Source organism: Aeromonas sp. S41-2, assembly GCF_027705845.1.
In the GTDB taxonomy this organism is placed as follows: domain Bacteria; phylum Pseudomonadota; class Gammaproteobacteria; order Enterobacterales; family Aeromonadaceae; genus Aeromonas; species Aeromonas hydrophila.
This window is the reverse complement of record NZ_JAPDCG010000006.1, coordinates 44,890-70,792: the sequence shown is the minus strand read 5'-3', so window position 1 is coordinate 70,792 and position 25,903 is coordinate 44,890. Positions and strand designations below refer to the sequence as shown.

The window sequence follows — 25,903 nt, the reverse complement described above, 5'->3', positions numbered from 1 at the left end:
ATTATAACTCTCACAGGCTGTAAACCCCGGAGCTGTCATGACCCAACTGGTGGAGCTGAAAGAGGTCTGTCTTTCATTTGATGGACGATCCGTGCTCGACAAGGTCTCCTTTACCCTGAACAAAGGCAAAATCACTACCCTGGTCGGCCCCAACGGGGCGGGCAAGAGTACCCTGAGCAAGCTGGTACTGGGCCTGCTCACGCCGGATTCGGGCCAAATCACCCGCAGCCGCGACCTGCGGGTCGGTTATGTGCCCCAGCGCCTCTATCTGGATCCGACCCTGCCGCTGACGGTGCGCCGTTTCCTGCAACTCGGCAAGAATGGCCGCCTCTCCATCGAGGAGGCGTTGAACCGGGTCGGTGCGGAAGATCTCTTGGACAACCGGATGCAAAAGCTCTCCGGCGGCGAGATGCAGCGGGTGCTGCTGGCCCGCGCCCTGCTGGTCAAACCCGAGCTGCTGGTGCTGGACGAGCCAGTGCAAGGGGTGGATATCAACGGCCAGATCGAGCTCTACGCCCTCATCAGCCAGCTGGCCGCCGAGTTCAACTGTGCCGTGCTGATGGTCTCCCACGACCTGCACCTGGTGATGGCCAGCACCCACGAGGTGATCTGCCTCAACCGCCACGTCTGCTGTCACGGCGAACCGGAGAGCGTGGCCCGCCACCCCGAATTTGCCCGCCTGTTCGGTCGACCAGAGCAGGAGGTGCTGGCGGTCTACACCCACCATCACCACTGCGACGGCGAACACCATCATCATGAACCGCAGGCCCCCGTCATTCGCCTGCCCTCCCGCAATCAATAACGTACCCGACAGGATCATCAAGTGGACAGTTTTCTGTTATACGCCCTCGCGGCCGGCCTCGGCATCGCCCTGCTGGCCGGCCCTCTCGGCAGCTTCGTGGTGTGGCGCAAGATGGCCTATTTTGGCGACACCCTCTCCCACGCCTGCCTGTTCGGCATCGCGCTCGGCATCCTGCTGCAGGTGGATCTCACCCTGGCGGTGGTGGTCTGCTGCCTCGCCATGGCGATGCTGCTGGTGATCATGAGCCGCAACCAGCAGGTGGCCACCGATACCCTGCTCGGCATCCTGGCCCACAGCGCCCTGTCGCTCGGTCTGGTCACCTTGAGCTTCATGGACAACGTGCGGGTGGATCTGATGGCCTACCTGTTCGGCGACCTGCTCTCGGTACAACCGATGGACTTGCTCTGGATCTACGGCGGCGGCGCCCTGGTGCTGCTCACCCTGTGGCGGCTGTGGGATCCCCTGCTCTCCATGACCATCTCGGAAGAGCTGGCGCGGGTGGAAGGGGTAAGGGTCGATGTACTGCGCTGCGTGCTGATGCTGCTGATTGGCTTGGTGATCGCGGTGGCGATGAAGTTCGTCGGGGCGCTGATCATCACCTCCTTGCTGATCATCCCTGCGGCAACGGCCCGCCGCTTCAGCCGCACGCCGGAACAGATGGCCGGCTTTGCCGCCCTCATCGGCTGCCTTGCCGTGCTCGGCGGACTGCTGCTCTCCTGGTATCAGGACACCCCGGCCGGCCCCTCGGTGGTGGTCTGCGCCACCAGCCTGTTTATCCTGAGCCAGTTCAAAAAAGCCTGAACCTAAGTGGCCTGATCCACGCAGTCAGGCCACTCCATATCTCGACCCTTCGCTGGATCTCCGCCACCAACCTGCTCGTGCTGAGCCTATTCAAACGCGCCTGAGCGGTTCATTCTCGCCGGGGCGCAGGCTCGCTTGCGCCTCCTGCCAGAGCCACTGGCGCAGCCGGCTGATGGCGGGTTCATGGACACGCGAGCGCTTGCAGACGAAATAGAAGTTGTCCCCGGTCTCCAGTGCATGCAGCGGCAGTCGCACCAGACCGGGATCCTCCGGCTGCAGCATATAGTCGTTGATGAGCGCCACCCCCTGATCCCAGTTGGCCGCCTCCAGTGCCAGCAGAATGTGGCTGAAATGGTGCATCCTCGCCTCGGGGGCGATCGTCAGCCCGCCCACGTCGGCCCAGCGCCGCCAATCCTCCCCCTTCTCCTTGTAGATCGCCTGGATGGAGAGCAGCGGCAGTTGCCACAGGGCCGCAGGCCACTCCCCCTCCACCTGCTGCCACAGCCGCCGGCTGCACACCGGCATCAGCCGCTCCCGATAGAGCAGATCGTGCATATAGCCAGGCCCCTTAGGGGAGACAGTGATGAAGCAGTCCGCCACCCGATCGGAGAGTTCAGGATCCTCCGCCACCATCTCCAGGCTGAGATCCAGCTCGGGATAGAGCTGGCGCAGCCCCGCCAGGCGCGGGATCAGCCACTTCACCGCAAACGAGCTGTAGACAGCGAGCCGGATCCGCATTTCGCCACCACCGCGCAACTGCTCGCTGCTCTGGGCAATCTGGCCGAGCCCGGCGGAGATCCCCTCGAAATAGACCTCCCCCTGCGCCGTCAACGACAGCAGCCGGCCCTGGCGCAGCAGCAATCGCTCGCCCAGAAAATCCTCCAGCAAGCGGATCTGGTGGCTGACCGCGCTCTGGCTGACGTTGAGCTCAACCGCGGCGCGAGAAAAGCTGAGCAGGCGGGCAACCACTTCGAAGTATTGAACGGCACGCAGGGGAGGCAGCTTCATTATCCAAAATTCTCATGCATGGTGATTTTTTATCATTTTACTGGATAACGGCACGCGGGCTACCCTTCCCTCATCAAACATGGGAGGTGGTATGAATGCAGTGGGGATCGGCATCCTTTATCTGGTGCTGGGCAATATGGTGGCGGTCTTTTCCGACGCGTTGGTCAAGGTGCTGGAGCCGGACCAGCCGGTGTTCCAGTTCGTCTTCTTCCGCCAGCTCTCCGCCGCCATCCTGCTGGCACCCTGGCTGCTCTGGTCATGGCGTCGCAACCCGCCGGTGGCGCTCAAGTGGCATCTGCTGCGGGCCCATATCTGGGCGGTCGGCGTCTGCCTGATGGTGATCGCCCTCACCCGGCTGCCGCTGGCCACCGCCAACGCCCTCTTCTATGCGGCGCCGCTGATGATGGTGCCGCTGGCGGTGTGGCTGGCGGGGGAAGCGATCTCGCGCCAGAAGGTGCTGACCGCCTTCATCGGCTTTGTCGGGGTGCTGATCGTGCTGCGTCCCACCGAGGTGAACTGGGCGGCGCTGGCGGCGCTCGGGGTGGCGCTCTCCATGGCGCTCAACAATCTGCTGATCAAGCGGATCCCGCTCCAGCAGCCCATCGCCCAGACCCTGTTCTTTACCAACGTGTTGAGCATGCCCTTCATCATGGCGCTGGCCTGGTGGGAAGGGGGCGACTGGCAGTGGCAGATGTGGTGGCCCGCCTTCGGCTCTTCGGCGCTGATCATGGTCTATGCGGGATTGTGCGTGGTGGCCTATCGCAAGGCGGAGGCGAGCAAGATCGCCTCGGCGGAGTACACCGGCCTGCTGATGGCGGTCGCCATCGGGGTGTGGCTGTTCGATGAGCAGCCGGGCCTGCCGCTGCTGCTGGGGTGCCTGTGCATCATACTGCCGCTCATCGCCATGGCCCGCAGCAAGCCCAAACCACAGGTCGAACCGGCGCTCTAGCCAACGAGGGTCACCCCAGCAGTGGGGCGACCCTTTGTTGCAGATGGGAGATCACATCCTGCTCGAACCAGGGGTTCTTCTTGAGCCAGAAGGTGTTGCGCGGTGACGGGTGCGGCAGCGGCAACCAGGCCGGGCCGTAGTCCGCCCAGCTGCGTACCGTCTCGGTCAGCGACCCTTTCGCCGCATCCCGCAGGTAGTAGGCTTGCGCATACTGGCCGATCAGCAGGGTCAGCTCGATGTTGGGTAGCAGCATCAGCACCTTGTCGTGCCAGGTGGGTGCACATTCGGGGCGCGGTGGCAGATCTCCTGACTTGCCCTTGCCGGGATAACAGAGCCCCATCGGCATGATGGCGATACGGGATTCATCGTAAAAGGTGGCCTTGTCCACCCCGAGCCACTGGCGCAGGCGATCGCCGGAGGGATCGTCCCAGGGGATGCCGCTGGCATGCACCCGGGTGCCGGGCGCCTGGCCGATGATCAGCAGACGGGCGCGCTCGCTGCCACGGATCACCGGTCTGGGCCCAAGCGGCAAGTGTGCCTCGCACAGGCGGCAGGCACGGATCTGTTCAAACAAACTGTCGAGTCGGTTCATGGGCCCGATAGTAGCAGAGTTTTCCGCCGGATCCTGCTTGTGAAAGATTCAGCAGATACTTATCATGCAGCCACACTTGTTTAATTTAATAAACGGAGCGAGATGAAGAACTGGATGGGCACCGGCAGCGCGGCCCTCTCATTCGTGCTGTGGGGCATGTTGCCCCTCTATTACCAGTTCATGCCCGCGGTCAACATGTGGGAACTGCTCTCCCACCGGGTACTCTGGTCGGCGGTGCTGCTGGGCCTTCTGTTCCTCCTCATCGGCTACCGGGTACCCTGGGCGCGACTGCGCAGCGAACCGCGCCAGCTCGGTCTCATCCTGCTGGCCGGCCCCGTCATGTCCATCAGCTGGTGCATGTTCACCTGGTGCCTCACCACCGGCCAGGTGCTGGCCACCAGCCTCGCCTTCTTCATGACGCCGCTGTTCAACATCGTGTTTGCCGTGTTGTTCCTCAAAGAGAAGCTCACCCCGCAAAAACACCTGGCGGTGGCGCTGGCACTGGCCGGGCTGGCCTACATGCTCTTTTCTTACGGCCAGCTGCCCTGGTTCTCTCTCATCATGGGGGCCAACTTCGCCCTCTACGGTCTGCTCAAGAAGAAGGTCCACTATGACGCCGGCGTCAGCCTCTACCTCGAGGCGCTGGTGCAGCTGCCCGTCGCCCTGCTGATCATCGGCGCTCTGGCGGTGAGCGGCGCCAGCCAGTTCGTGGCCGGTGACTGGACCGAGCGACTGCTGCTGATGGGCAGCGCCCCCGCCACCCTGCTGCCGGTGGGGCTGTTCTGCTACGGCATGATGCGCACCCGCATGAGCACGGTGGGTCTGTTGCAGTACATAGAGCCCAGCCTCGCCTTCCTGCTCGCCATCTTCTGGTTTGGCGAGACGCCGGATCCGGTGAAATCGGTGGGGTTTGCCTTCGTCTGGGCCGGCCTGCTGGTGAGCCTGCTGCCGCTGCACAAACTCAGGCGCGGGGCCGGCAACCCTGCTCAGGGCCTGCCACGATAGGACTCCAGGATGGCGTGCCACTTGGGATCCCGGTCCATCTGCTCGGCGATGTCGTTCAGTCGGCTGTGCAGTGCGCTGCGGGATTTTGGCAACAGGATGTGGCGGGTATAGCTGGACTGGGCAAAGGGCGAGACGAACAGCTTGCCCTCGAAGGCCGGGTCATGGGTGAAGAAGGTGAGCGCCGAGCCCGGCACCAGGGTCACGTCGATGCGACCGCGCACCAGCAGGCTGAAGTTGGTCTTGACCTTCTTGGCATCGACCCGCACCAGATCGCCCCTGGCCGCCGCCTCGTCGATGCCCTGATAGCGATACCCCTCGATGCCGCCAAAGGTCATCCCCTTCAGTGAATCGGGCCCGCGATAGATGACCGGCCTGGCGATGCTGGAGATAAGCTCGTTGGTATCGCGCATGATGGGAAAGGTCCAGAGGTAGAGCTCGCGCTGGGGATCCCCCACCCAGGCGGGATTGACCCAGGCCACCAGGCCGTCGAAGCCGGGATCCGACATCTCCAGCGCCAGTCTGGCCCGGTTCACCAGCCAAAGTTCCAGCCTGGGTTCTCCACCAAGCTTTTCATTGAGATACTTGACCAGATCCCGGCTCAGACCAGTCTGCTCCCCGGTCATGAAGGGGGGGTGCTGATGATAGTCGTAGAGACGCAGCGTCTCGCCATGAGCCGATATCGACAGCAAACACCACAACCACCACCACGCTCGCATCGCACCTCCTTGAGCTGCTCTTGAGTGTGGCACAGAGAGATCGAATGAGAGAACCCGCTCCCGGCGCCGAACCGGCTGCCAGTCCGCCCGCCAGCCACTGGTTCATCTACATGGTGCGCACCGCCAGCGGCCTGCTCTATACCGGGATCAGCACGGACCCGGTCCGCCGCCTGCGTCAGCATCAGAGCGGCAAGGGGTCCCGCGCCCTGCGTGGCAAGGGGCCGCTGACCCTGGCGTGGCAGCAGGCCGTCGGCGAGAAGGGGGCGGCACTGCGCCTCGAATACCGGCTCAAGCAGCAGAGCAAGGCCTTCAAGGAGCAGCTGATCACCCAGCCGGAGCGCTGGCTCGCCTGCAGCCAGTCCTGGCTGGCCGACACCCGCACACAAAAAAGGCCGCGGTACGCAGCGGCCAAGGAAGGATCCGGTAACAGGGAGCGTCAACGGTAGGTATTAGCCTGCTTGCGCCGGCTGCTGATGAACCAGCACACCACCAGCAGCACCAGCAACCAGGGCGCCAGCTTGATGATGAGGGCAAACATGCCGGCCAAGGCGCCAAACAGCACGAAGACGCCACTCACCAGCAGCATGGCCAGCACAGTGAACCCGGCCAGCGCCATGCCGACCAGAACCAGCATCAAGACGATAAATTCCAGCATGTTTTGCTCCTCATTGGGTTAATGCCGCTGAGTGACCCGGGGTCAATCCAGCCAGCGCTTCAATTCACGACGGGGCGGCATGATCAGCACCGCCAGCAGATAGGCGGCCAGCGCCAGGGGTGGCATCAGGATCAGCGCCATCAGGGCCACGACCCGCACCGTCACCCTGGAGAGCCCCAGCCCGCTGGCGATGCCGGCACAGACCCCGGTCAGCTTGCGATGGGCAAGATCCTTCGGCCAGGGCGTCATGGTTATGCCTCCACCTTTTGACCCTTGAGGCGGGCCAGCTCCCGTTCAATCTCGTCGTTCAGTTCCAGCTCGCGGAACTGGGCCTCCAGCGAGGGGTTCTGCCCCAGGGTTGCAGCCTCCAGCTGGGCTTCCAGCTGATCGACCCGGCCCTGAAAGCCGTCAAAACGGGCCATCAGCTCGTGCATGCGCTGGTTGTCTACCTGGGCACGGGCCCGCAGCCGGCTGTGAGCGGTCTGTTCACGCAGGGTCAGCAGCTTCTGCTTCTCGCGTGCCTCGGTCAGCTTGGCGGCCAGTCGCTCGCTGTCGGCGGTGAGCTGAGCCAGCACCTCGGCGACCCGCGCCTTGTCCTGCTCCAGCTGTTCGCATTTTTTGGCCTCGGCCAGCTTCTCGGTCAGCGCGGCCCGGGCCAGGTCCTCGCGCCCCTTCTGGATGGCGAGTTCGGCCTTGGCCGACCACTCCAGGATCTGGTGTTGCAACGCCTGCTGATGACGCTCCAGCTGCTTCTGTTCGGCAATGACGCGGGCGGCCTGGGTTCTCATCTCGACCTGGACCTGCTCCATCTCCTCGATCATCAGCCGCAGCATCTTCTCCGGCTCTTCGCTCTTGTCGAGCAGGCTGTGCAAGTTGGCATTGATCACGTCGGTCAGGCGGCTAAATACGCTCATGGTCTGGCTCCTTGTTGATGGGATGGCTATCTCTTCCCATGACATTACAAGAGCCGTGCCAAGATGATTTTCCCTTTACTTACATATAGATGAGGTTTTATCAGATATTTTCAATACCGTCTTTGTGGCGAAAAATACCGATCCAGTGGTGATTTTCACCAATAAAAAAGGGAGCCGGCGGCTCCCTCATGCAATCAGCGGCGTACTCAGGTGGCCCGGGGATGGCCGAGCTTGCTGTCCAGTTCGACCAGCTTGGCCTCCATCCGGGCGCGGCAGTTGTCGGAGAGATCGCGAATGCCGGCGGCACCGTGCTCCTTGCTGCAGACCGGGGCCATCACTTCCAGCAGCACCTCGCCGTTGTCCCAGCGGTTGAGATCGATCTGGCCGAAGTAGCTGGAGCAGACGATGGGCACCACCGGCACCTCGGCCTGTACTGCGGTGTGGAAGGCGCCCGCCTTGAACGGCAGCAGGCCGCGCCCCTTGGAGCGGGTTCCCTCCGGGAACATCCAGATGGAGGTGCCGCGATTCTTGATGCGCTCCACCACCTGGCCGATGGTGCCGATGGCGCGGGAGCGGTTGGAACGGTCGATCAGCACGTTGCCGGAGAGCCAGAAGATGAGACCGAAGAAGGGCAGCCACAGCAGGCTCTTCTTGCCCACCGCCACCACGCCGGGCTGCACCGCGCCGGTCACGGTGAAGATGTCGTAGTTGCTCTGGTGGTTGCAGACGTAGACCGCCGGCCCCACCGATTTGACCTCGTCGGCCACCGTCACCCGGACCTTGAGGCCGATCAGCGGGCAGACAGCATGGTACATGCGGGCGAAGACATAGACGTTGTTGGGATGGCGCGGACGCACCAGGCAAAGCAGCAGACCGAACAGGAACCAGAAGATGAGCAGCAGACCAAGCAGCAGCACACGGGCAAGTTTGAGCATCGAACACCTCGGATTTTGACTCGGCGCAGTATACTGGTCCCCCTTTTAGCGAACAAGCGTTCGCCAAACAGAACTGACCACCCCTGCCACCCGCCCCTCTGCCTTAAAACGGACGGCGGCTTGCCCCACCCGGCGTTGGCCGTTAGGATGTGGCCATCTTGATGAACGGGGCGAGCATGATTCACCAACAACGCGTGGCGAAACGACTCCTGCTGCTGGTCTGCCTGCTGGTGCTCAATTGCGCTGCCCAGCCGCTGGCCCGGCTGGCCCTGCTCGATCACGCTCTCAGCTGTCAGGCCCTGCCCTCCTTCGTCACGGCCGACGACAAGGCCGACAAGGGCACGCCCGCCAGTGTGCAGCCCAGCAGTTGCCAGCTCAACGGCAAGTGGCTGAGCGCCACCACCCTGCTCTGCCTCGAGCAGCTGTTCTTTGCGGTGGCCCTGCTCATCGCGCTGCTGGCCCCGCTCTGGCGCTACACGCCGCAACTGCCGCCGCCACGGGCCGTGTCGCCCCCCGAACGACGACTTCACCTCACCCTCTGTGTCTGGCGGGAATGAGTTCAGCCGCGCTTTTTCAGCCTGCTGTCATTCATTTTTTGCGAGACAACATCTATGTCAACTCTCTTCAAGGCGAGCCTGTTGCTGGGCTGCCTGCTGTGGCAATCCAGCGGATTGGCCAGCGATACGGGCTGGCTCACCAGCCCCCAGAACGATCACGCCAAGGTCAGGCTGCAAGCCGACCGCAGCGTCCCTGACCACACCCGCATCCTGCTCGAGGTGGCCCTCGAGTCCGGCTGGAAAACCTACTGGCGCAGCCCGGGTGAAGGGGGCATAGCGCCCCAGATCCTGTGGGATCAGCCGGTCGGCGACTTCCAGTGGCACTGGCCCACGCCGCGCCCCTTCGAGGTGGCCGGGCTCAGCACCCAGGGTTATCAGCAACAGGTGCGCTTTCCCCTGAGCCTCGACTACCCGGCCGGACAGCCGCTCAAGGGCACCTTGCGCCTCTCCACCTGCAGCAACGTCTGCATCCTGACCGACTACCCCTTCACCCTGGCGGTGGATGGGCAGGCGCCGGCCGGTTTCGACTTCGCCTGGGCCCAGACCATGAGCACCCTGCCGCAGACGCTGCCTGCCGACACCCGGATCGAGCTCGGCTACCAGCACAACCAGCTGCAACTGCGCGCCGAGCGGGCAGAGGGCTGGCAGGCGCCTGCGCTCTTCATCGATGCGCTGGAGGGGGCCGAGTTCGGCAAGCCCGCGCTCGAGGTGAGTGGCAACACCCTGATTGCCCGGGTCCCGGTCAGCGATGGCTGGCAGGGGGATGCCCCTGACTTGAGTGGTCAATCCCTCAGCCTGCTGCTCGGCAGCGGCGATGAGGCCTGGCAGACCCGCGCCACCATCGCCGATCCCCTCGCCCTGCCGGCCCCAAACCAGCCTCTCATCTGGCTGCTGGGGGCGGCGCTGCTCGGCGGTCTCATCCTCAACCTGATGCCCTGCGTGCTGCCGGTGCTGGCCCTGAAACTGGGTACCGTGCTGCAGCAGCAGAAGAGCGAACAGCGACAGGTGCGCAAGCAGTTCCTCGCCGCCAGCGCCGGGATCATTGCCTCCTTCTGGGTGCTGGCGGCCATGAGCAGCCTGCTGCGCGCGACCCAGGGCGCCGTCGGCTGGGGGATCCAGTTCCAGAGCGCCGGTTTCATCGGCTTCATGGTGGCGGTGACCCTGCTGTTTTGCGCCAACCTGCTGGGGCTGTTCGAAATCCGCCTGCCCAGCAATCTCAGTACTCGCCTCGCCACCAGCGGCGGCAAGGGGCTCGGTGGCCACTTCCTGCAGGGGAGTTTTGCCACCCTGCTGGCCACCCCCTGCTCGGCCCCCTTCCTCGGCACCGCGGTGGCCTTTGCGCTGGCGGCGCCGCTCGGCCAGCTCTGGCTCATCTTCACGGCGCTCGGCCTTGGCATGAGCCTGCCCTGGCTGCTGGTGGCGGCCCTGCCGCGCCTCGCCCTCTGGCTACCCAAACCGGGCCGCTGGATGGGGCGACTGCGCATCCTGCTCGGGTTGATGATGCTGGGCTCCAGCCTCTGGCTGGCGAGCCTGCTTGGCAACCATCTGGGCAGCACGGCCACCGGCTGGCTGATGGCCGCCATGCTGCTGGCACTGCTGATTGGCATCCTCTGGCGCTATGGCATGCGCGGTTTCACGCTGGCCCTCTCTCTCTCGGCACTCATCGGCGGCGCCCTGCTGCTGGGGGGCGCCCTCACGGCGCAGGGGTCGGGCAGCGTCGATCGCATTGCCTGGCAACCGCTCTCCGAACAGGCCATCGTCGATGCGCTGGCCCAGCGCAAGCGGGTCTTCGTCGACGTCACCGCCGACTGGTGCGTCACCTGCAAGGCCAACAAGTACAACGTGCTGCTGCGTGACGAGGTGCAGAGCGCCCTGTCGGCCCCGGACGTGGTGGCCCTGCGCGGCGACTGGAGCCGGCCGAGCGATGCCATCTCCGCCTTCCTGCGCCAGCGCGGCGCGGCCGCCGTCCCTTTCAACCAGATCTACGGGCCCGGCCTGCCAGAGGGAGAGATCCTCTCGCCCCTGCTGGACAAGGCTGACTTGCTCGACGTGTTGCACCAGGCCGGCCTCGTCCAGGCCGATGCCCCCCATTTTTAAGGAGAATCCCATGACCCTGCGTACCCTGAAACTGCGCACCCTGACCCTCTGCACCGCCCTGGTTGCCGGCACCCTCTGCGCCCCCTTGCTGCAGGCGGCGCCCTTCACCCCGGAGCAGGAGGCACGCATCAAGGAGCTCATTCGCGAGACCCTGGTCGCCAACCCCAAGATCCTCGACGAGGCGGCCGAGTCCTGGGAGAAGCAGAACGCCGCCGCCCAGGAGGCCCAGCTCGGCGACTTCATCAAGGGCAATCAGGATGTGCTGTTCAACAGCACCACCAGCCCGCGCCTCGGCGCCAAGCACCCCAAGCTGACCCTGGTGCTGTTCACCGACTACAACTGCCCCTACTGCAAGCAGTTCGATCCCCAGCTGACCAAGCTGCTCAAGGCCTATCCCGACGATCTGGGGCTGGTGATCAAGCTGTTGCCGTTCAAGGGGCAGAGCTCCGCCAAGGCGGCCCAGTACAGCCTGACCCTGTGGCAGCAGGAGCCGGCCCGCTTCCTCGCCCTGCACGACAAGCTGATGAGCAAGCAGGGGATGCTGACCGAGGCGGACATCAACAAGGCACTGGCGGCCACCGGCAACACCGCCCTCAAGCCCGATGCCAAGGCCACCGAGGAGCTGCGCAACAGCCTGCGCATCGGCACCCTGCTGGGCGTGCAGGGCACCCCGGCGACGCTGATCGGCAACCAGCTGGTGCCGGGTGCCGTGCCCTATGACGAGCTGGAGCAGCTGGTGAAAGCCGAGCTGGCCAAGCGGAGCTAAGCCATGGCGGAGGATGCAGTCGTAAAACCACCCCGCTGGCGCCGCTGGGGCAAGGAGGCGCTCTGGCTGCTGCTGATGGCGCTGGTCATCTCCACCCTGCTGGATCTGTGGCGCAGCCCCACCCTGCCGGCGGGGGCCATGGCGGCCCCCTTCACCCTGCAGGATGGCACCACCACCAGCCTGGCCGAGCAGAGCCGCGGCAAGCCGCTGCTGGTCTACTACTGGGCCAGCTGGTGCGGTGTCTGCCGCTTCACCACCCCCACGGTGGAGCAGCTCTGGCAACAGGGTGAAAACGTGCTGACGGTGGCGCTGCGCTCCGGCAGCGATGACCAGTTGCGCGCCGGGATGGCGAAGAAGGGGCTCGCCTTTCCCACCCACAACGATGAGCGGGGGGCGCTGGCCGCTCGCTGGCAGGTGGGGGTCACCCCCACCTTCCTCATCATCAAGGATGGGACGCTGGTGAGCAGCACCACCGGCTGGAGCTCATGGCTCGGGCTCAAGGCCCGCCTGCTGTGGGCCAGCCTGCGCTGAACCATGACCTCGACGCCCGGCCAGTCCGGGCGTTTTTTCAACCCCTGTCACACATGGGTCGCCATGGAACTGACAAAATAGTCACAAACGGCCCCAAACCTCCCCTGACGAGGCCCCGCACGACGCCACCCGCACGCCCATCTGTTCGCTTCCTATTCATGGCGATGGCGGCCTGTTTGCGTTAAAATGTCGGGTTTTTGCCGAGCCTGGTTTGCCAAGAGCCCCGCCGCCAGGCCAGCGCAGGGTCAATTCCACGATGCCAGTGAGGCAGGATCCGTCATGAACAACTACTTCCGGGTGTTGGGCGTCAAGTCCAACGCCAGTGAAAACGACATCAAAAAAGCCTATCGACGGCTGTCGAACCAGTACCACCCCGACAAGCTGCACGGGGCGAGCGAAGAAGAGAAAGAGCAGGCAGCCCTCAAGCTGCACCAGGTAAAGCAGGCTTATGAAGTACTGTCCGATCCGAAACAGCGGGCCGCCTTTATCAAGGATTTCAACAACGTCATCGTGACCGATCCCGCTGCTGCCATGCAGGAGATGTGGGACCAGTTCTACCCCTGAGCCACCAGGCAAGAAGAGCGACTATGCAAAATAAATGGGACCAGGCACGGCTCAAGGCCCTGCAAAGCGATGCCAGTGAAAACATCGAATCCTACCGGGATCAGGACGACCCCAAGGGGCTCGAGCAGTTCACCGACCAGATGAAGGCCCTGCTGCTGGCCGACATGAGCATGCTGGAGTTCATGCCCGAATACCTGCCGCTCGCCCTCTATGGCCGGGTGCAGTTCCCGGCCAAGGCCAAGGGGCAGTGGAACAAGTGGCTCGCCAGCGGCGAACAGCCGAGCTGGGACGAATTCAAAGTGAGCGTCGGCTTCAACAACGCCGTCCTGCCGCTGGTCAAGGCGGTGCGGGCCCAGAGCGAAGAGCAGCTAATGGAAGCCTGCGCCGTGCTGTTCCTGCTCGACAACCCGCTGCCGCGCGGCAGCCACCGCGGTGATGACGACTATGAGCTGCGCGACGAAGAAGAGGAAGACGGGGAAGATGCCGACGCCGACTACCATGGCGGCAGCGACCGCTATGGTGATGACGACGGCGAGCAGGATATGTACGACGAAGTCCGTTTCTAATTGGGGCAAGGCATGAGCAACAGTCTGATAGAAATTACCGCCATCGAGATCAAAGAGCTGGCCGTTATCGAGCCGAAGCAGGCCAGCGAGAAGTTCGAGCTGATCGCCAAGACCATGTCTGACGACCAGCTGGCAGAAGTGATTGAAAACATTGATATCGTTACCCTGACCCAAATCAACGGCCAGCACGACATCTCCTTCCCCTCCATCATCTCCGAGCTGATGACCCCGGAGCGGATCCGCGACATCGTCTGCCAGCAGCCCCTCTACTGGGAAGAGGCGATCAAGAACAACGCCGACGAGCTGCAACAGCACACCTTCGACTTCCTCAACTACCTGATCCGCACCCAGGATAGCGAAGCCAAGCAGCGCGAGATCCTCGAGTGCGTGGCCGAAGATCCGGCCGGTCTCTTCTACCTCGCCATCCCCTTTATCGAGTTCTATCGCGGCGATCGCTATGAAGAGGACGAAGGCTATCGCGACGTGCTGCACGCCGAAGAGGAAGATCTTGAAGAGTCCCTGCGCTACAGCGAGCGCCAGCAGAGCGAGGATGTCCACGACTACGCGCTGGATGACCCGAGAAGCCTGTTGATGCTCATTCGCGAGCTGGCCCCCGAAGTGGAGAAAGCCATCAAGGCGCTGCTGCGCAATGAACACTCCAGCTGGGACGGCATCATCAACAAGTTTGCCGCCGAGCTGGTGATGCAGGCCAAAGAGAAGAACAAGGTCGAGGAAGACGAGTACGGCGACGTCGACGACATGTTCAGCTTTCTGGATTAAGGAGCCCATTCATGCAGTTAGTCATTCGCGATGCCAACCAGGGCCCCTTTCTGACCCAGGTGCTGCGCTTTGGCCGCGACAATGAACGTTTGACCGAGCAACAGCTGGCCGCCATCAAGGGCAAGGCGGTGCTGATGAGCCTCAAATTCGCCGACAAGTACTACAACAAGTACAAGATGCACCTGCTGGAGCAGGCCGCCCACGACGTCATCGGCGTGGTGAGCCTCGGCCTGCAGGAGCTATCCCAACGGGATCCGGCCAAGGCGCTGGCGCTGCTGCAGGCGCCGGAAGGCCCCATCAAGCCGTTCCAGAAGGGCTGGTCGATGCTCATCACCGTCAGCCCCAAGCAGGCTGGCAACAGCCTCTACGGTGACGTTGATGCGCGGCTCTTGGACAAGATCTCGAGCCCGCCGGACGTGGAAGAGTGGCAAGGGTGGCAGGAGTACGAGAAGGCGCTGACCGAGCACAACAAGAGCCGCCTGATGGCACTCATCGACCAGCACTTCTTCGCCTGCGAGAGCGACCACCCCACCATGGAGGACAAGCTGGCCGAGGCCCTGCTCTACCGCATCCTCTGCGGCAAGGGCAGTGGCGCCGCTCCGCTCAAGGTGAAGCAGGATCTCAAGCGCAAACTGGCGCGGGAGATTGAGCTCGACGAGCGCTGGTATGACACCGACTACCTCGCCGCCCAGCTCACCCTGATGCTGAACGCGCTACCCGCCGACATGGCCGCCGCCCTGCGCCAGGAGCTGAGCCCGGGCTTTGTGTCCAACCTGCTGCACACCCTCGGCTTTGTGCGCCAGTACCAGCTGCTGCAAAAAGAGAACGCCTCGCCGGAGAAGCTCGACAACATCGAGATGCGCGCCGGTCTCAAGCACCCGCTGCTCGGCTGGCCGCTCTATCACGACTTCTAAGGGGCCATGCCCCCTTGCAGGGCGGTACCCGCTGCTTTTCCCCACAACGCCCGGCTTGCCGGGCGTTGTGCTATCCGGCATTCCACTGACAGCAAAAACCCTCGCCATGACAGCCACCCTTGGCAGAGAACTACCCCGTAAGCGTCATTGGCCCCATTTTTGGCAAGGATATAATGACTCCCCCATACCAGAGCCGGGGAACGAGCAGTGAGTAGAAAGCCGGACCGCATTACCGCGATGCAGCAGATCATCGACGCCGTGAAGGCGGAATTTCCCCTCTACCAACCGGATACCTTCAAGTGCGGACCAGACAACACCTGCATCGGCTGCCCCAAGAAGCTGATGGAGCTGGTGGATACGGATCTCTGCTACTGGCAATATCAGATCGATCGCGGCATCCCGCCCTCCTTCGACGAGATCAACCGATTCGGCAAGATGTGCAAAAACATCCGCCGGGCCCTGGTACGCAATGGTCGCATCCCCGCCTGAGCGCCCCATCGCAGCCAAAAGAGAAAATCCCGCCGGCAACCCCCGAGAGGAACAGTTTATGACCCAGGAAAGGATACAGATCCGCTACACCCTGAATGGCCCCCTTGCCAGCCACGCCGAACTGGAGCAGGCCATCGCCCGGGCGATAGAGGCCCACAAGCAGGATTTCTTCCCCCTGCTGGAGCGGCTGGTGGATGTGGGTGACAGCCGGGTCAAGCTCAGTCAGAAAGAGCCGTTGCGGGTACTGGGGGTGGAAATCGACGGGGCTCACACCGGCGGCACTGCCCGCCTCAGCTACGAATCCAACTTCGCCGAGAGCTGCCGCCTTATCGATGAATATGACCACCACCAGACCAGCGTGGCCTTTCGTCTCGACGGGGATCAGCTGATATTCGATCTTGAGCTGCCCATCGAGTGGAACTTCGACAACTGATTTGCGGCGCTGCCATTCCCCTGGCTTGTTGTTGCCAACTGCGACTTCCCCTCACCCTGACCCTCTCCCAAGGGGAGAGGGAATATATCGCACCACCATGGTGCCCTCTGGTTGCCTTTACCCAAGCCGCACACCTCTAAGCCCCCTAATGCCACCGTCATCCGATATAGCTACGAGCAGAGCTCCCTTCTCCCCTTGCGGGAGAAGGGTCGGGGATGAGGGGGAACAAACCATCCCAACCGAAGCCATCGACAAGCAGCAGAGCGTTAAATCAAGCAGGAACACGTAGGGCCGATTAGCGCAGCGTAATCGTCCGCACCATCAGCACCGTGGCGATAAGCAAAAGAGAGAGAAGAGGAGTTACCAGCAGAACAGCGACAACCAGCTTTCACACACACCTAATGATGTTTCCTGCCTATCTCTCATATCCTGATTCAAAGGCTTCAATTCCCTCCCTAACAACAGTACACTGCTCTAAAAATTATGATTGGTATCTTAATTATTTTTGGATACCGAATTTTAAATAAACAAATGGAAATTAATGAGACAATACAATGATGAGCATACCTGACAGATATTCCGGTGAAAATGCATATATCTACTCATCACGTATTTTGAATTTCAGAGGTATCTCGTCAGTTAATAAATTATTATCATCAGATGTATTTTTAATGTCGCTAGATAGTAATAACACTTTATCTTATAAAAAAGATGGAAAAATAACACACGATATATTAGAAATACAAATGGCATTGAATGAACAAGGTATGCATGTTGAGAACCACAGAGATTTTATTGAATCCAACAGCCATCAGATCTATCATTACGCCTTCCTAATAGCTCTTAATATGCTTCTAGCAGAAAAAAGATTATTTAATTCCTCTTATTCATTTCCATTGCCAAAAATACGATTTTTCATGCATCCTGTGTCAATAGCCACGGAAAAATCTGACAATTTTGAGTTGTATCTCCCCTTAGTATCTATATATGATGATGGCACAATTCAGCTTTCCTTCAAGTCCATATCAGGATTTAATAATTATACCGAAAAAGAGTTGATGGAAAATACAATAAACAAAAGCCAGTTAAACGTCACTTCTTTTCTTTGCTGTAAAGATCTACTCTTAGCAGCCATAAATCATGAGTTATCTAAAGAGCCATTATTAACGAAATTCATTAATAGAAAAGAGCTTTACCACATAATAGAATTATCCCTGGAAAGACCCCACACAATAGAGTTTGGGGAAGAAGAATTAACTTTATTTAATCTTGTGCAAACTGATGTAATAACAATAACTGATATTTCAAGAAATCTACTCTCACTACTAGCTTCATCAATAGAAAAAGAGAGAATAACGTTAGATTTTAAGTGGTTTAAGAAAAGATTCCAAGATACATCTCTTGGTTCTTTCTGGTGTGCAAAACCAGTGGTTTTTATCGATGAACATTCCAGGCAAATGAAAAAATCATCTGATAATTGGAATTCTCATAAATATTTTGTTGACTCCGTGATGTCTCGAGTAACCCCTGCCCCAGAGCAGTTAAACAAAACAAAAGACATAAGATTATTCAATGACTTCAATCATTTTTTTAGTGACTCAATTTCTTTAGTTTTAATGGCTCAAAATGCGACTGAATATCTTAACGCTCAAGATTCTTACACTTTTGACAATGTCATTGCGGATACACTAACACTTAATGAGATTGGAGAATACATAAAAATTTATTATAACTACGCTGAAAAGCGGATCGAGAAATGTCAAAATACAATTGAGTTAGTTCAAGAGGAATTATCTATAATAAATTTTGAGTCATCATTAATATCAGCTCAAAAATATGGTGAGATTGCGGCTTTCATAGAGAATGTAAAAAGTGGCGATTTTGTTTCAAAAAGCATTGAAAATGTAAATAAAAGGCTTGAGGGTGTAAGAAAATCATTGGATTTGAATGAGAGAATATCCTCAGACATTGATAGCAAGAGAATTACAATTTTTTTTGGCGTGCTCGCCTCCGCATCACTATCCCCTGAATTTATACAACCAGCACTTCAGTCTATGGACTTAGCACCAAAGGAAGACAGCACTTTAAAAATCGTTGGATTCATAATATCCATTATATTTATTTGTTTGTGTTTACCTCTAACAAAATTAATATGGAGACACCACCCTAGAAAATAACCAAAACAGGTTAGTTAATATACTAATCATGCGTAATGGGTTTATTTTCTAATTTAATATAAAGGGCGCTTTCGCGCCCTTTATATTAATTACCCTTCCTGATTTTCCCCGGCTACCGGCTCGGCGCCGGCGGCGGATTCAATCTCGATACGATCGACCCGCTGCAGACCGCGGGGCAGCTTGGCGCCACGGCGGCCGCGCTCGCCGCGGTAGTAGTCAAGGTCAGATGGCTTGAGGGTGAGCTTGCGCTTGCCGGCAAACAGGGTGACCGACTGGCCCTGCGGGATGACGGCGGCCATCACCACAAACTCCTCCCGCGCCTTCACCCGCGCGGACGGGATGCTGATGAGCTTGTTGCCCTTGCCCTTGCCGAGCACCGGCAGGGTATTGAGCGGGAACAGCAGCATGCGCCCCTCGTTGGAGATGGCCATGCAGAGATCGGTGTCCGGCGCGCCTATCTTCTGGGGCGCCATCACCAGGCCCCCTTCCGGCACGGTGAGCAGCGCCTTGCCGTTCTTGTTCTTGCCAATGAGGTCGTCATATTTGCAGACGAAGCCGTAACCGGCGTCGGAACAGATCAGATACGGCTCGCCCTCGTTACCCATCACCAGATGGCGTACCTCTTCGCCAGCACCCAGCGCGAAGCGACCGGTGAGCGGCTCGCCCTGACTGCGGGCGGAGGGCAGTGTGTGGGCCTCCAGCGAGTAGGTTCTCCCCAGGGTGGAGAGGAACACCGCCTGCTGGTTGCTGCGGCCATGGGCGTGGGCGAGGTAGTTGTCCCCCGCCTTGTAGGAGAGGCCCTCCACATCGACGTCGTGGCCCTTGGCGGCGCGCACCCAGCCCTTGTCGGACAGGATCACGGTGACCGGCTCGCTCGGGGTGAGCTCCTTCTCGGTCAGCGCCACGGCGGTGGCGCGCTCCACCAGCGGGGTGCGGCGATCGTCACCGTACTTCTCGGCGTCCGCCAGGATCTCTTTCTTCAGCAATGTGCTGAGACGGCGCTCGGAACCCAGGATCAGTTCCAGCTTGTCGCGCTCTTCCGCCAGTTCGTTCTGTTCGGCGCGCAGCTTGAACTCTTCGAGCTTGGCCAGGTGACGCAGTTTCAGCTCGAGGATCGCCTCAGCTTGGGTTTCGCTGATGTTGAAGCGCTCCATCATCACCCGGCCCGGCTCCTCTTCGGTGCGGATGATCTCGATCACCTCGTCGATGTTGAGGTAGGCAATGAGCAAGCCTTCGAGGATGTGCAGGCGGGCCAGCACCTTGTCGAGGCGATACTGCAGGCGGCGACGCACCGTTTCACGGCGAAAGCTCAGCCACTCGGTGAGAATGGTCTTGAGGTCTTTCACCTGGGGCCGGTTGTCCAGACCCAGGATGTTGAGGTTGACCCGGTAGTTCTTCTCCAGATCCGTGGTGGCGAACAGGTGGGCCATCAGCCCCTCTACGTCCACCCGGTTGGAGCGCGGCACAATCACCAGACGGGTCGGGTTCTCGTGGTCCGACTCATCGCGCAGATCGGTGACCATGGGCAGCTTTTTGGCCACCATCTGGGCGGCGATCTGCTCCATGATCTTGGCGCCCGAGGCCTGATGGGGCAGCGCTGTGATGACGATGTCGCCATCCTCTTCGCTCCACACCGCCCGTTGCTTGATGGAACCCTTGCCGGTCTCGTAGATTTTGCGGATATCGTCGCGCGGCGTGATGATCTCGGCATTGGTCGGGTAGTCCGGCCCCTGCACATGGGCCATCAGGGCATCCAGGCCAGCATTGGGATTATCCAGCAGTTCCACGCAGGCGTGGGCCACTTCCCGGGCGTTGTGGGGTGGGATATCGGTCGCCATCCCCACCGCGATGCCGGTCACCCCGTTGAGCAGGATGTGCGGCAGGCGGGCAGGCAGCACCACCGGCTCTTTCATGGTGCCGTCGAAGTTTGGCGTCCACTCCACCGTGCCCTGGCCGAGCTCGGAGAGCAGCAGCTCGGAGAAGCGCGACAAGCGCGCCTCGGTATAACGCATGGCGGCGAAGGATTTGGGATCGTCCGGCGCCCCCCAGTTGCCCTGACCATCCACCAGCGGGTAGCGGTAGGAGAAGGGCTGGGCCATCAGCACCATGGCTTCATAACAGGCGATGTCGCCATGGGGGTGGTACTTACCCAGCACGTCACCCACGGTACGGGCTGACTTCTTGTGCTTGGACAGCGCCGACAGACCCAGCTCGCTCATGGCGTAGATGATACGCCGCTGCACGGGCTTGAGGCCGTCGCCGATATGCGGCAGGGCCCGATCCATGATGACGTACATGGAGTAGTTCAAGTAAGCCTGTTCGGTAAAGGTGCGCATTGGCTGGCGCTCTACCCCGTCCAGACTGAGCTCGATAGCATCACTCATATGTTTTTCTCTTGCTATGGCGCGCCCTCAGGGGGCACGCCTGAAATGCGGGTCGGCAGGTGACCGACGGCTTAGATGATGGCGAGGTTGCCCTTCTCTTCCAGCCACTCGCGGCGATCACTCGCCCGCTTCTTGGCCAGCAACATGTCCATCAGCTGCAGGGTCTCGTCCCCCTCGGCCTCTGGCCCCATGGTGAGCTGCACCAGACGGCGGGTGTTGGGATCCATGGTGGTTTCCCGCAGCTGTTTCGGGTTCATCTCACCCAGGCCCTTGAATCGGGTCACCATCACCTTGCCCTTCTTCTTCTCGGCCTCGACCCGCTGCAGCACGCCGTTCTTCTCGTCCTCGTCGAGGGCGTAGTAGACCTCCTTGCCGATGTCGATCCGGTAGAGGGGCGGCATGGCTACATAGACGTGGCCCTGATTGACCAGCGCGCGGAAGTGTTTCACGAACAGGGCGCAGAGCAGGGTGGCGATGTGCAGACCGTCCGAGTCCGCATCCGCCAGGATGCACACCTTGCCGTAGCGCAGGCCGGAGAGATCGTCGGAGTCCGGGTCGAGCCCGATGGCCACCGAGATATCGTGCACTTCTTGCGAGGCGAGCACCTGACCGGCCTCCACCTCCCAGGTGTTCAGGATCTTGCCGCGCAGCGGCATGATGGCCTGAAACTCCCGATCCCGCGCCTGCTTGGCACTGCCACCCGCGGAGTCACCCTCCACCAGGAACAACTCACCTTGCATGGGGTCGGCGCAGCCGCAGTCGGTGAGCTTGCCGGGCAGGGCCGGGCCCTGGGTTATCTTCTTGCGCACCACCGTCTTGGCGGCGCGCATCCGGCGCTGGGCGCTGGAGATGCAGAGCTCGGCCAGCTGTTCGGCCAGCTCGGTGTTGCTGTTCAGATAGAGGCTGAAGGCATCTTTCACCACGCCGGAGACAAACGCCGAGCTCTGGCGGGAGGAGAGCCGCTCCTTGGTCTGGCCGGCAAACTGCGGATCCTGCATCTTGATGGAGAGGATGTAGGCGCAGCGATCCCAGATATCTTCCGGAGTCAGCTTGACCCCGCGCGGCAACAGGTTGCGGAACTCGCAGAACTCGCGCATGGCGTCGAGCAGGCCCTGGCGCAGACCGTTGACGTGAGTACCACCCTGGGCGGTGGGGATCAGGTTCACATAGGATTCGGCGAGGCATTCGCCCCCTTCCGGCAGCCAGCACAGGGCCCAGTCCACCGCCGACAGCTCGGTGCTGAAGGCGCCGACGAAGGGCTGCTCCGGCAGGCAGGTGAACTGCTTGACCGCGTCGACCAGATAATCCTTGAGGCCGTCTTCATAGCACCACTCCAGCTTGATGCCGGTGTTCTTGTCGAGGAACTTGATGGTGAGCCCCGGGCAGAGCACCGCCTTGGCCTTGAGCAGGTGTTCCAGCTTGGAGACCGAGAACCTGGGCGAATCGAAGTAGTGGGCTTCCGGCCAGAAGCGCACCCGGGTGCCGGTGTTGCGGCGCCCGCAGGTACCGGTGATGGTCAGCTCCTGCACCTTCTCGCCCTTCTCGAAGGCGATGTCGTAGACCTGGCCATCGCGGCGCACCGTCACCTCGACCCGCTCGGAGAGGGCGTTCACCACCGAGATGCCCACCCCGTGCAGACCGCCGGAGAACTGGTAGTTCTTGTTGGAGAACTTGCCGCCCGCGTGCAGCTTGCAGAGGATCAGCTCCACCCCGCATACCCCTTCCTCCGGGTGGATGTCGACCGGCATGCCGCGACCGTCGTCGATCACCTCGAGGGACTGATCTTCATACAGGGTCACCTCCAGGGTACGGGCGTGACCCGCCAGCGCCTCGTCGACGCTGTTGTCGATGACCTCCTGGCCGAGGTGATTGGGCCGGGTGGTGTCGGTATACATGCCGGGGCGGCGACGCACCGGTTCAAGGCCATTGAGGACCTCAATGGCATCCGCATTGTATTGAGTAGACATGGAGGGCCTTGCGAATTGACGTTTGGGGAGAATCTTACTCGTTGGGAGGGTATTGGACAAACCCGGCGGCGGCAAAGCTTGATCCGGACGGGGTAAGTCGCCCCGCCGGCCCGTTCAGCGCGCCTCGGCCGCCACCGGCAGCGCCTGCTGCAACTGGGAGAGAGAGCTGTGCAGCCGCCACACCATGCCGGCCAGCTCCCGCGCCGTCGGCTCCCTGTGGTTGGCCAGGGCCGCGCTGATCCGCTGCAGCTCGGCCAGGGTGCGATCCAGGGAGGCGTGCTGCACTCCCTGCTCGGTGAGGATCCCCTGCAGAGAGCGGATGCAGTTGTCGCGCACCAGATAGAGGGGCTGATCCTCGCCGCGCCACTGACGCAGCTGCCAGACGATGTGGCTGCAGTTGAGCAGCACCACGCCCCAGCGCAGCACCCAGAGGCGGGCGGTCTGATCCTGGCTCTGGCTGAGCTGGCTGATGCAGTGATAGATGAGCGATTCGAACTGGCTCTCGCTCTGGCGCGGGGCCGGCTCCAGCTGATCCATGAAGTGGCGGCGCAGGGAGCGGATCAGGCGGCGGCTCTTGCGCCGATCCGAGCTCGGTCGCAGCAGCTGGAATGCCAACCCGGCGCTCATCACCCCCAGCGCCTGCCCCAGGCTGCTGTTGATGTACTGCAGATAGTCGTAGCTGGGCGGATTGGTGATGGCGAGAAAGGAGCCGAGCAGCACGATGAGCTGGCCCCACAGCACCGCCTGCCTGGGCTGTTGCTGCTTGAACAGCTGCATGGTGATGAGCACGGGGAACAGCAGGGCGCAAAAGAGCCAGAAGTCGTCGAGGCGGATCATCAGGCCGAATTTGACCGCGAAGCAGATGAGGCTGAGCAGCAGGATCGCCTTGAGCATGGTGTTGGCCCCCTTGGCGGGCGCCGGGGTGGCCGAGTAGAGCACGCAGCAGATGGAGAGCAGGGTCAGCGCCGAGCTGCCCGCATCCCACTGGCTGTGGATCCAGAAGGCGCAGCCCAGCAGCACGCAGAGGAAGGTGCGCCCGCCGTTGTAGGCCGCCTCCAGCGTGTCGGTATGGCTGGTGAGCGAAGAGTGGCGCGGCGGTGCCGGCCACTCCTGATCGTCGTAGCGGGCCAGCCGATCCAGCCAGCGCTGACACTCCAGATAGCTCCAGCAGAAGTGGCGCAGCCGCCGCCAGAAGGTGTGCAGCCGGTAGTCGCTGGCCGCCGTCGGCACCAAGGGGGCCAGCAGCCGGGCGATGCGGTACTTGTCGCAGCCGGGCTGACCCAGCTCGACCAGCAGCCGCTCCAGCAACGCCTGCAGCCCCTCCGGTTGCGTCGGCCAGTTGTGCAGCATGCGGCGCTGGCTGGAGATGAGGCTGATGAGCCGCAGCTGGCGGTGCAGCAGGAAGTTGAGCAGCCGGTTGTGGCGACGCAGCCGATGGTGGCTCCAGACCGCCTGGATGCGTAGCACGTTCATGGTGAGGATCTGGCCGATCAACCCCTCGTGGGCGGTGCGCACCTCCGGGCTCGCCTCCCCCAGCCAGAGCAGCTGGGCATGCTCCAGCAGTCGGGCCTGGGTCTTGTGCAGCGACTGCAGCAGGGTCTCACCATCCGAGGTGCTGGGCAGGATCATCATCAACAGGCCACCGCAGAGGATGCCGATGATCACCTCGCTCACCCGCGCCTGGGCGATGTCGAAGATGTGTTGCGGGTCGGTCACGTTGACGCAGGAGAAGGCGATGATGGCGGCGGTGTAGCCCGCCAGCGCAAAGGCGTAGGAGACGTTGTTCTGATGGTGGTTGGAGATGTAAGTGCAGAGCGCCAACCAGAGCGCGATGAGGAAGCTGAACAGCCAGGGGTCGCTGATGCCAAGGCCGGTGATCACCACCGCCGCCATGGCACCGATGAGGCTGCCCACCACCCGTCCCAGACTCTTGCTGATGACCCCCCCCACGGTGGGAAAGCTCACCACGGCGGCTGAGGTCATCGCCCAGTAGGGGGAATCCAGCTCCAGCACGAAGGCCAACCAGAGCGACAGGCACATGGCCAGGCTGTTGCGCAGGGCATAGCGCCACTGGCCGCCATTGGCCTTGCCCCAGGGGGTCTGGCGCCAGAGCGAGGCGGCCACCTTACTCCCCTATGGTGATGGTGCAGGTGGTGCCCGCAATCAGCGTCAGCCCGGGCGGCACCTCCAGCAGCTTGATCCGCACCGGCACCCGCTGGGCCAGCCGCACCCAGGGCACATTGGGTTTGACGTCCAGCAGCAGGTTGTCGGCCCCCTCCACGCTCTGATCGTGGATGGCGCGCCCTATGCTCTCCACTTCGCCGCGCAGCCGCTGCTCCCCGCTGTAGAGCACCACCTCGGCCGGTTTGCCCGGCGCTATGTGCCTGAGCTTGGTCTCCTCGAAGTAGCCCTGCACGTAGAAGGAGTGGATGTCTACCAGTGCCACCAGCGGCACGCCGGCGCTGGCATAGTTGCCGACCCGGGTCTGCAGGTTGGTGATGTAGCCGTCGCTCGCGGCATGTACCCGGGTCTTGGCCAGCGACCATCTGGCCTGCTCCAGATTGGCCTGGGCCACCTGGTAGGCCGCCTTCATCGCCTGGGCATTGAGGCGGGCCTCGTCCACCGCCTCGGCGGAGATGACGCTGCGCGACAAGCCGCTGCGCCGGCTCGCCTCGTGCTCTGCCTTGTCGAGATCCGATTTGGCCTTGGCCAGCGCCGCCTGGGCGTTGTCCAGCGTGATCCGGTAGGGCTCGGGATCCAGGGTAAAAATCTCCTCCCCCGCCTTCACCAGCTGGTTGTCCTTCACCGCTATCTTGATGATCTTGCCCGACACCTCGGGGGTGATGCTGACCAGCTCGGCCCGCACCTTGCCATCCCGGGTCCAGGGCCCCTGCATGTAGTAGTTCCACAGCCACCAGCCCGCCGCCAGCGCCAGCGCGCAGACCAGCAGGGTAGAGAAGTATTTGAGGGTCGCCAGGGGTGATTTAGCCATGTAGCAATATCCATAGGGCGCCGCTGACGGCGAGGATAAACAGGGAGAGATCCATCAGCAGGGGATGCCAGACATCCCCGCCGTAGAGCCAGTCGCGCAGCAGATGGTGCACCGGCAGCCAGCCCAGCAGGCCGAGCAGCACCGCCTTGAACAGGGGTGGAAAGTAGAGAGAGGCGCCCAGGATCAGATCCGGCAGTGCTGAAGTTGTCACAAGCGGGCTCCCTGTTGGCAAGCGAGATAATGCGGACTCAAGGCCCGCCATGCGGCGGGTCTGGCAAGACTATCACAGCCCCGCAGGGCGCTACAGGA

Annotated in this window: 28 protein-coding genes; 16 read left to right on the top strand and 12 right to left on the bottom strand. The window is 61.5% G+C overall.

Annotated features, from left to right (window positions below; translation table 11 throughout):
- The first annotated feature begins 37 nt into the window (after window positions 1-37).
- Both znuC and znuB read left to right on the top strand, forming a co-directional pair.
- A complete protein-coding gene (gene znuC / locus OKC44_RS15010) occupies window positions 38-802 on the top strand; it encodes a zinc ABC transporter ATP-binding protein ZnuC (protein WP_017411255.1) in 765 nt (254 codons plus the stop codon).
- A gap of 21 nt (window positions 803-823) precedes the next feature.
- Window positions 824-1,603: a zinc ABC transporter permease subunit ZnuB gene (gene znuB, locus OKC44_RS15005; protein WP_011707445.1), complete on the top strand. Its 780-nt coding sequence runs from the start codon at window positions 824-826 to the stop codon at window positions 1,601-1,603.
- A gap of 90 nt (window positions 1,604-1,693) precedes the next feature.
- On the opposite strand, the gene OKC44_RS15000 is transcribed toward znuB, so the two are convergent.
- Complete coding sequence (locus OKC44_RS15000) at window positions 1,694-2,611, bottom strand: LysR substrate-binding domain-containing protein (RefSeq protein WP_011707446.1); 918 nt, start codon at window positions 2,609-2,611, stop codon at window positions 1,694-1,696.
- Window positions 2,612-2,702: 91 nt separating this feature from the next.
- Here OKC44_RS15000 and OKC44_RS14995 point away from each other — a divergent pair, with 91 nt between their 5' ends.
- Window positions 2,703-3,560 carry a DMT family transporter gene (locus OKC44_RS14995; RefSeq protein ID WP_011707447.1) on the top strand — a complete coding sequence of 286 codons (858 nt, stop codon included), beginning with the start codon at window positions 2,703-2,705 and terminating at the stop codon, window positions 3,558-3,560.
- A gap of 10 nt (window positions 3,561-3,570) precedes the next feature.
- On the opposite strand, the gene OKC44_RS14990 is transcribed toward OKC44_RS14995, so the two are convergent.
- Window positions 3,571-4,152: a uracil-DNA glycosylase family protein gene (locus OKC44_RS14990; RefSeq protein WP_270813731.1), complete on the bottom strand. Its 582-nt coding sequence runs from the start codon at window positions 4,150-4,152 to the stop codon at window positions 3,571-3,573.
- 102 nt (window positions 4,153-4,254) lie between these two features.
- On the opposite strand from OKC44_RS14990, the gene rarD reads away from it, so the two are divergent.
- Window positions 4,255-5,157 (top strand): EamA family transporter RarD, encoded by a 903-nt coding sequence (rarD, locus tag OKC44_RS14985; protein ID WP_011707449.1) that lies wholly within the window; start codon window positions 4,255-4,257, stop codon window positions 5,155-5,157.
- Here rarD and OKC44_RS14980 read toward each other — a convergent pair.
- On the bottom strand, window positions 5,139-5,873 hold the full coding sequence (locus OKC44_RS14980; protein ID WP_043160696.1) for a substrate-binding periplasmic protein: 735 nt from the start codon (window positions 5,871-5,873) through the stop codon (window positions 5,139-5,141). The two genes, rarD and OKC44_RS14980, sit on opposite strands and share 19 nt — an antisense overlap.
- Window positions 5,874-5,917: 44 nt before the next feature.
- On the opposite strand from OKC44_RS14980, the gene OKC44_RS14975 reads away from it, so the two are divergent.
- A complete protein-coding gene (locus OKC44_RS14975; protein WP_270813727.1) occupies window positions 5,918-6,319 on the top strand; it encodes a GIY-YIG nuclease family protein in 402 nt (133 codons plus the stop codon).
- On the opposite strand, the gene pspG is transcribed toward OKC44_RS14975, so the two are convergent.
- The 4 genes from pspG to OKC44_RS14955 form a co-directional block, all read right to left on the bottom strand.
- On the bottom strand, window positions 6,310-6,528 hold the full coding sequence (gene pspG / locus OKC44_RS14970) for an envelope stress response protein PspG (RefSeq protein WP_010636066.1): 219 nt from the start codon (window positions 6,526-6,528) through the stop codon (window positions 6,310-6,312). The genes OKC44_RS14975 and pspG overlap by 10 nt on opposite strands.
- Before the next feature lie 42 nt (window positions 6,529-6,570).
- Window positions 6,571-6,777 carry a PspC domain-containing protein gene (locus OKC44_RS14965; RefSeq protein ID WP_139392585.1) on the bottom strand — a complete coding sequence of 69 codons (207 nt, stop codon included), beginning with the start codon at window positions 6,775-6,777 and terminating at the stop codon, window positions 6,571-6,573.
- 2 nt (window positions 6,778-6,779) lie between these two features.
- The gene (gene pspA, locus OKC44_RS14960; RefSeq protein ID WP_077095170.1) at window positions 6,780-7,442 is read right to left on the bottom strand and encodes a phage shock protein PspA; all 663 of its coding nucleotides are present in this window, start codon (window positions 7,440-7,442) and stop codon (window positions 6,780-6,782) included.
- Between the two features lie 206 nt (window positions 7,443-7,648).
- Window positions 7,649-8,377, bottom strand: coding sequence for a 1-acylglycerol-3-phosphate O-acyltransferase (locus OKC44_RS14955; RefSeq protein ID WP_270813721.1), 729 nt, complete (start codon window positions 8,375-8,377; stop codon window positions 7,649-7,651).
- A 176-nt stretch (window positions 8,378-8,553) separates the two neighbouring features.
- On the opposite strand from OKC44_RS14955, the gene OKC44_RS14950 reads away from it, so the two are divergent.
- The 11 genes from OKC44_RS14950 to OKC44_RS14900 all read left to right on the top strand — a co-directional run bounded on the left by OKC44_RS14950 (window position 8,554) and on the right by OKC44_RS14900 (window position 18,251).
- Window positions 8,554-8,934 carry a hypothetical protein gene (locus tag OKC44_RS14950; protein ID WP_270813718.1) on the top strand — a complete coding sequence of 127 codons (381 nt, stop codon included), beginning with the start codon at window positions 8,554-8,556 and terminating at the stop codon, window positions 8,932-8,934.
- A gap of 54 nt (window positions 8,935-8,988) precedes the next feature.
- A complete protein-coding gene (locus OKC44_RS14945) occupies window positions 8,989-11,031 on the top strand; it encodes a protein-disulfide reductase DsbD family protein (RefSeq protein WP_270813715.1) in 2,043 nt (680 codons plus the stop codon).
- Between the two features lie 10 nt (window positions 11,032-11,041).
- Window positions 11,042-11,797, top strand: a complete 756-nt coding sequence (locus OKC44_RS14940) for a DsbA family protein (RefSeq protein ID WP_029302149.1) — start codon at window positions 11,042-11,044, stop codon at window positions 11,795-11,797.
- A 3-nt stretch (window positions 11,798-11,800) separates the two neighbouring features.
- Window positions 11,801-12,328, top strand: coding sequence for a protein disulfide oxidoreductase (locus tag OKC44_RS14935; protein WP_270813712.1), 528 nt, complete (start codon window positions 11,801-11,803; stop codon window positions 12,326-12,328).
- A gap of 279 nt (window positions 12,329-12,607) precedes the next feature.
- Window positions 12,608-12,892 carry a cold adaptation protein ActJcold adaptation protein ActJ gene (atcJ, locus tag OKC44_RS14930; protein ID WP_005305278.1) on the top strand — a complete coding sequence of 95 codons (285 nt, stop codon included), beginning with the start codon at window positions 12,608-12,610 and terminating at the stop codon, window positions 12,890-12,892.
- Between the two features lie 23 nt (window positions 12,893-12,915).
- The gene (atcA, locus tag OKC44_RS14925) at window positions 12,916-13,458 is read left to right on the top strand and encodes a cold adaptation protein AtcA (protein WP_270813711.1); all 543 of its coding nucleotides are present in this window, start codon (window positions 12,916-12,918) and stop codon (window positions 13,456-13,458) included.
- A 12-nt stretch (window positions 13,459-13,470) separates the two neighbouring features.
- On the top strand, window positions 13,471-14,238 hold the full coding sequence (gene atcB / locus OKC44_RS14920) for a cold adaptation protein AtcB (protein WP_005343119.1): 768 nt from the start codon (window positions 13,471-13,473) through the stop codon (window positions 14,236-14,238).
- 11 nt (window positions 14,239-14,249) lie between these two features.
- Window positions 14,250-15,152, top strand: coding sequence for a cold adaptation protein AtcC (gene atcC / locus OKC44_RS14915; RefSeq protein ID WP_270813709.1), 903 nt, complete (start codon window positions 14,250-14,252; stop codon window positions 15,150-15,152).
- Window positions 15,153-15,389: 237 nt separating this feature from the next.
- Complete coding sequence (locus OKC44_RS14910; protein ID WP_045525551.1) at window positions 15,390-15,641, top strand: hypothetical protein; 252 nt, start codon at window positions 15,390-15,392, stop codon at window positions 15,639-15,641.
- A 58-nt stretch (window positions 15,642-15,699) separates the two neighbouring features.
- Entirely contained in the window at window positions 15,700-16,074 is a 375-nt protein-coding gene (locus OKC44_RS14905; protein WP_270813707.1) for a hypothetical protein, read from the top strand.
- Window positions 16,075-16,628: 554 nt separating this feature from the next.
- A complete protein-coding gene (locus OKC44_RS14900; protein WP_270813706.1) occupies window positions 16,629-18,251 on the top strand; it encodes a hypothetical protein in 1,623 nt (540 codons plus the stop codon).
- An 89-nt stretch (window positions 18,252-18,340) separates the two neighbouring features.
- On the opposite strand, the gene parC is transcribed toward OKC44_RS14900, so the two are convergent.
- The 5 genes from parC to OKC44_RS14875 all read right to left on the bottom strand — a co-directional run bounded on the left by parC (window position 18,341) and on the right by OKC44_RS14875 (window position 25,856).
- Window positions 18,341-20,635, bottom strand: coding sequence for a DNA topoisomerase IV subunit A (gene parC / locus OKC44_RS14895; RefSeq protein ID WP_101149788.1), 2,295 nt, complete (start codon window positions 20,633-20,635; stop codon window positions 18,341-18,343).
- Between the two features lie 71 nt (window positions 20,636-20,706).
- Window positions 20,707-22,602, bottom strand: coding sequence for a DNA topoisomerase IV subunit B (gene parE / locus OKC44_RS14890; protein WP_017409518.1), 1,896 nt, complete (start codon window positions 22,600-22,602; stop codon window positions 20,707-20,709).
- Window positions 22,603-22,716: 114 nt separating this feature from the next.
- Window positions 22,717-24,726: an FUSC family protein gene (locus OKC44_RS14885; protein WP_270813705.1), complete on the bottom strand. Its 2,010-nt coding sequence runs from the start codon at window positions 24,724-24,726 to the stop codon at window positions 22,717-22,719.
- Window position 24,727: 1 nt separating this feature from the next.
- Complete coding sequence (locus OKC44_RS14880; protein WP_270813703.1) at window positions 24,728-25,594, bottom strand: efflux RND transporter periplasmic adaptor subunit; 867 nt, start codon at window positions 25,592-25,594, stop codon at window positions 24,728-24,730.
- The gene (locus OKC44_RS14875; protein WP_051773537.1) at window positions 25,587-25,856 is read right to left on the bottom strand and encodes a DUF1656 domain-containing protein; all 270 of its coding nucleotides are present in this window, start codon (window positions 25,854-25,856) and stop codon (window positions 25,587-25,589) included. Before OKC44_RS14875 ends, OKC44_RS14880 begins: the two co-directional genes overlap by 8 nt.
- Window positions 25,857-25,903: the final 47 nt, after the last annotated feature.

Coding starts and splice junctions, on each gene's coding strand:
- znuC (WP_017411255.1), top strand. CDS start 38: ATGACCCAACTGGTGGAGCTGAAAGAGGTCTGTCTTTCATTTGATGGA.
- OKC44_RS15000 (WP_011707446.1), bottom strand. CDS start 2,611: ATGAAGCTGCCTCCCCTGCGTGCCGTTCAATACTTCGAAGTGGTTGCC.
- OKC44_RS14995 (WP_011707447.1), top strand. CDS start 2,703: ATGAATGCAGTGGGGATCGGCATCCTTTATCTGGTGCTGGGCAATATG.
- OKC44_RS14990 (WP_270813731.1), bottom strand. CDS start 4,152: ATGAACCGACTCGACAGTTTGTTTGAACAGATCCGTGCCTGCCGCCTG.
- rarD (WP_011707449.1), top strand. CDS start 4,255: ATGAAGAACTGGATGGGCACCGGCAGCGCGGCCCTCTCATTCGTGCTG.
- OKC44_RS14980 (WP_043160696.1), bottom strand. CDS start 5,873: ATGCGAGCGTGGTGGTGGTTGTGGTGTTTGCTGTCGATATCGGCTCAT.
- OKC44_RS14975 (WP_270813727.1), top strand. CDS start 5,918: ATGAGAGAACCCGCTCCCGGCGCCGAACCGGCTGCCAGTCCGCCCGCC.
- pspG (WP_010636066.1), bottom strand. CDS start 6,528: ATGCTGGAATTTATCGTCTTGATGCTGGTTCTGGTCGGCATGGCGCTG.
- OKC44_RS14965 (WP_139392585.1), bottom strand. CDS start 6,777: ATGACGCCCTGGCCGAAGGATCTTGCCCATCGCAAGCTGACCGGGGTC.
- pspA (WP_077095170.1), bottom strand. CDS start 7,442: ATGAGCGTATTTAGCCGCCTGACCGACGTGATCAATGCCAACTTGCAC.
- OKC44_RS14955 (WP_270813721.1), bottom strand. CDS start 8,377: ATGCTCAAACTTGCCCGTGTGCTGCTGCTTGGTCTGCTGCTCATCTTC.
- OKC44_RS14950 (WP_270813718.1), top strand. CDS start 8,554: ATGATTCACCAACAACGCGTGGCGAAACGACTCCTGCTGCTGGTCTGC.
- OKC44_RS14945 (WP_270813715.1), top strand. CDS start 8,989: ATGTCAACTCTCTTCAAGGCGAGCCTGTTGCTGGGCTGCCTGCTGTGG.
- OKC44_RS14940 (WP_029302149.1), top strand. CDS start 11,042: ATGACCCTGCGTACCCTGAAACTGCGCACCCTGACCCTCTGCACCGCC.
- OKC44_RS14935 (WP_270813712.1), top strand. CDS start 11,801: ATGGCGGAGGATGCAGTCGTAAAACCACCCCGCTGGCGCCGCTGGGGC.
- atcJ (WP_005305278.1), top strand. CDS start 12,608: ATGAACAACTACTTCCGGGTGTTGGGCGTCAAGTCCAACGCCAGTGAA.
- atcA (WP_270813711.1), top strand. CDS start 12,916: ATGCAAAATAAATGGGACCAGGCACGGCTCAAGGCCCTGCAAAGCGAT.
- atcB (WP_005343119.1), top strand. CDS start 13,471: ATGAGCAACAGTCTGATAGAAATTACCGCCATCGAGATCAAAGAGCTG.
- atcC (WP_270813709.1), top strand. CDS start 14,250: ATGCAGTTAGTCATTCGCGATGCCAACCAGGGCCCCTTTCTGACCCAG.
- OKC44_RS14910 (WP_045525551.1), top strand. CDS start 15,390: ATGCAGCAGATCATCGACGCCGTGAAGGCGGAATTTCCCCTCTACCAA.
- OKC44_RS14905 (WP_270813707.1), top strand. CDS start 15,700: ATGACCCAGGAAAGGATACAGATCCGCTACACCCTGAATGGCCCCCTT.
- OKC44_RS14900 (WP_270813706.1), top strand. CDS start 16,629: ATGATGAGCATACCTGACAGATATTCCGGTGAAAATGCATATATCTAC.
- parC (WP_101149788.1), bottom strand. CDS start 20,635: ATGAGTGATGCTATCGAGCTCAGTCTGGACGGGGTAGAGCGCCAGCCA.
- parE (WP_017409518.1), bottom strand. CDS start 22,602: ATGTCTACTCAATACAATGCGGATGCCATTGAGGTCCTCAATGGCCTT.
- OKC44_RS14880 (WP_270813703.1), bottom strand. CDS start 25,594: ATGGCTAAATCACCCCTGGCGACCCTCAAATACTTCTCTACCCTGCTG.
- OKC44_RS14875 (WP_051773537.1), bottom strand. CDS start 25,856: ATGGCGGGCCTTGAGTCCGCATTATCTCGCTTGCCAACAGGGAGCCCG.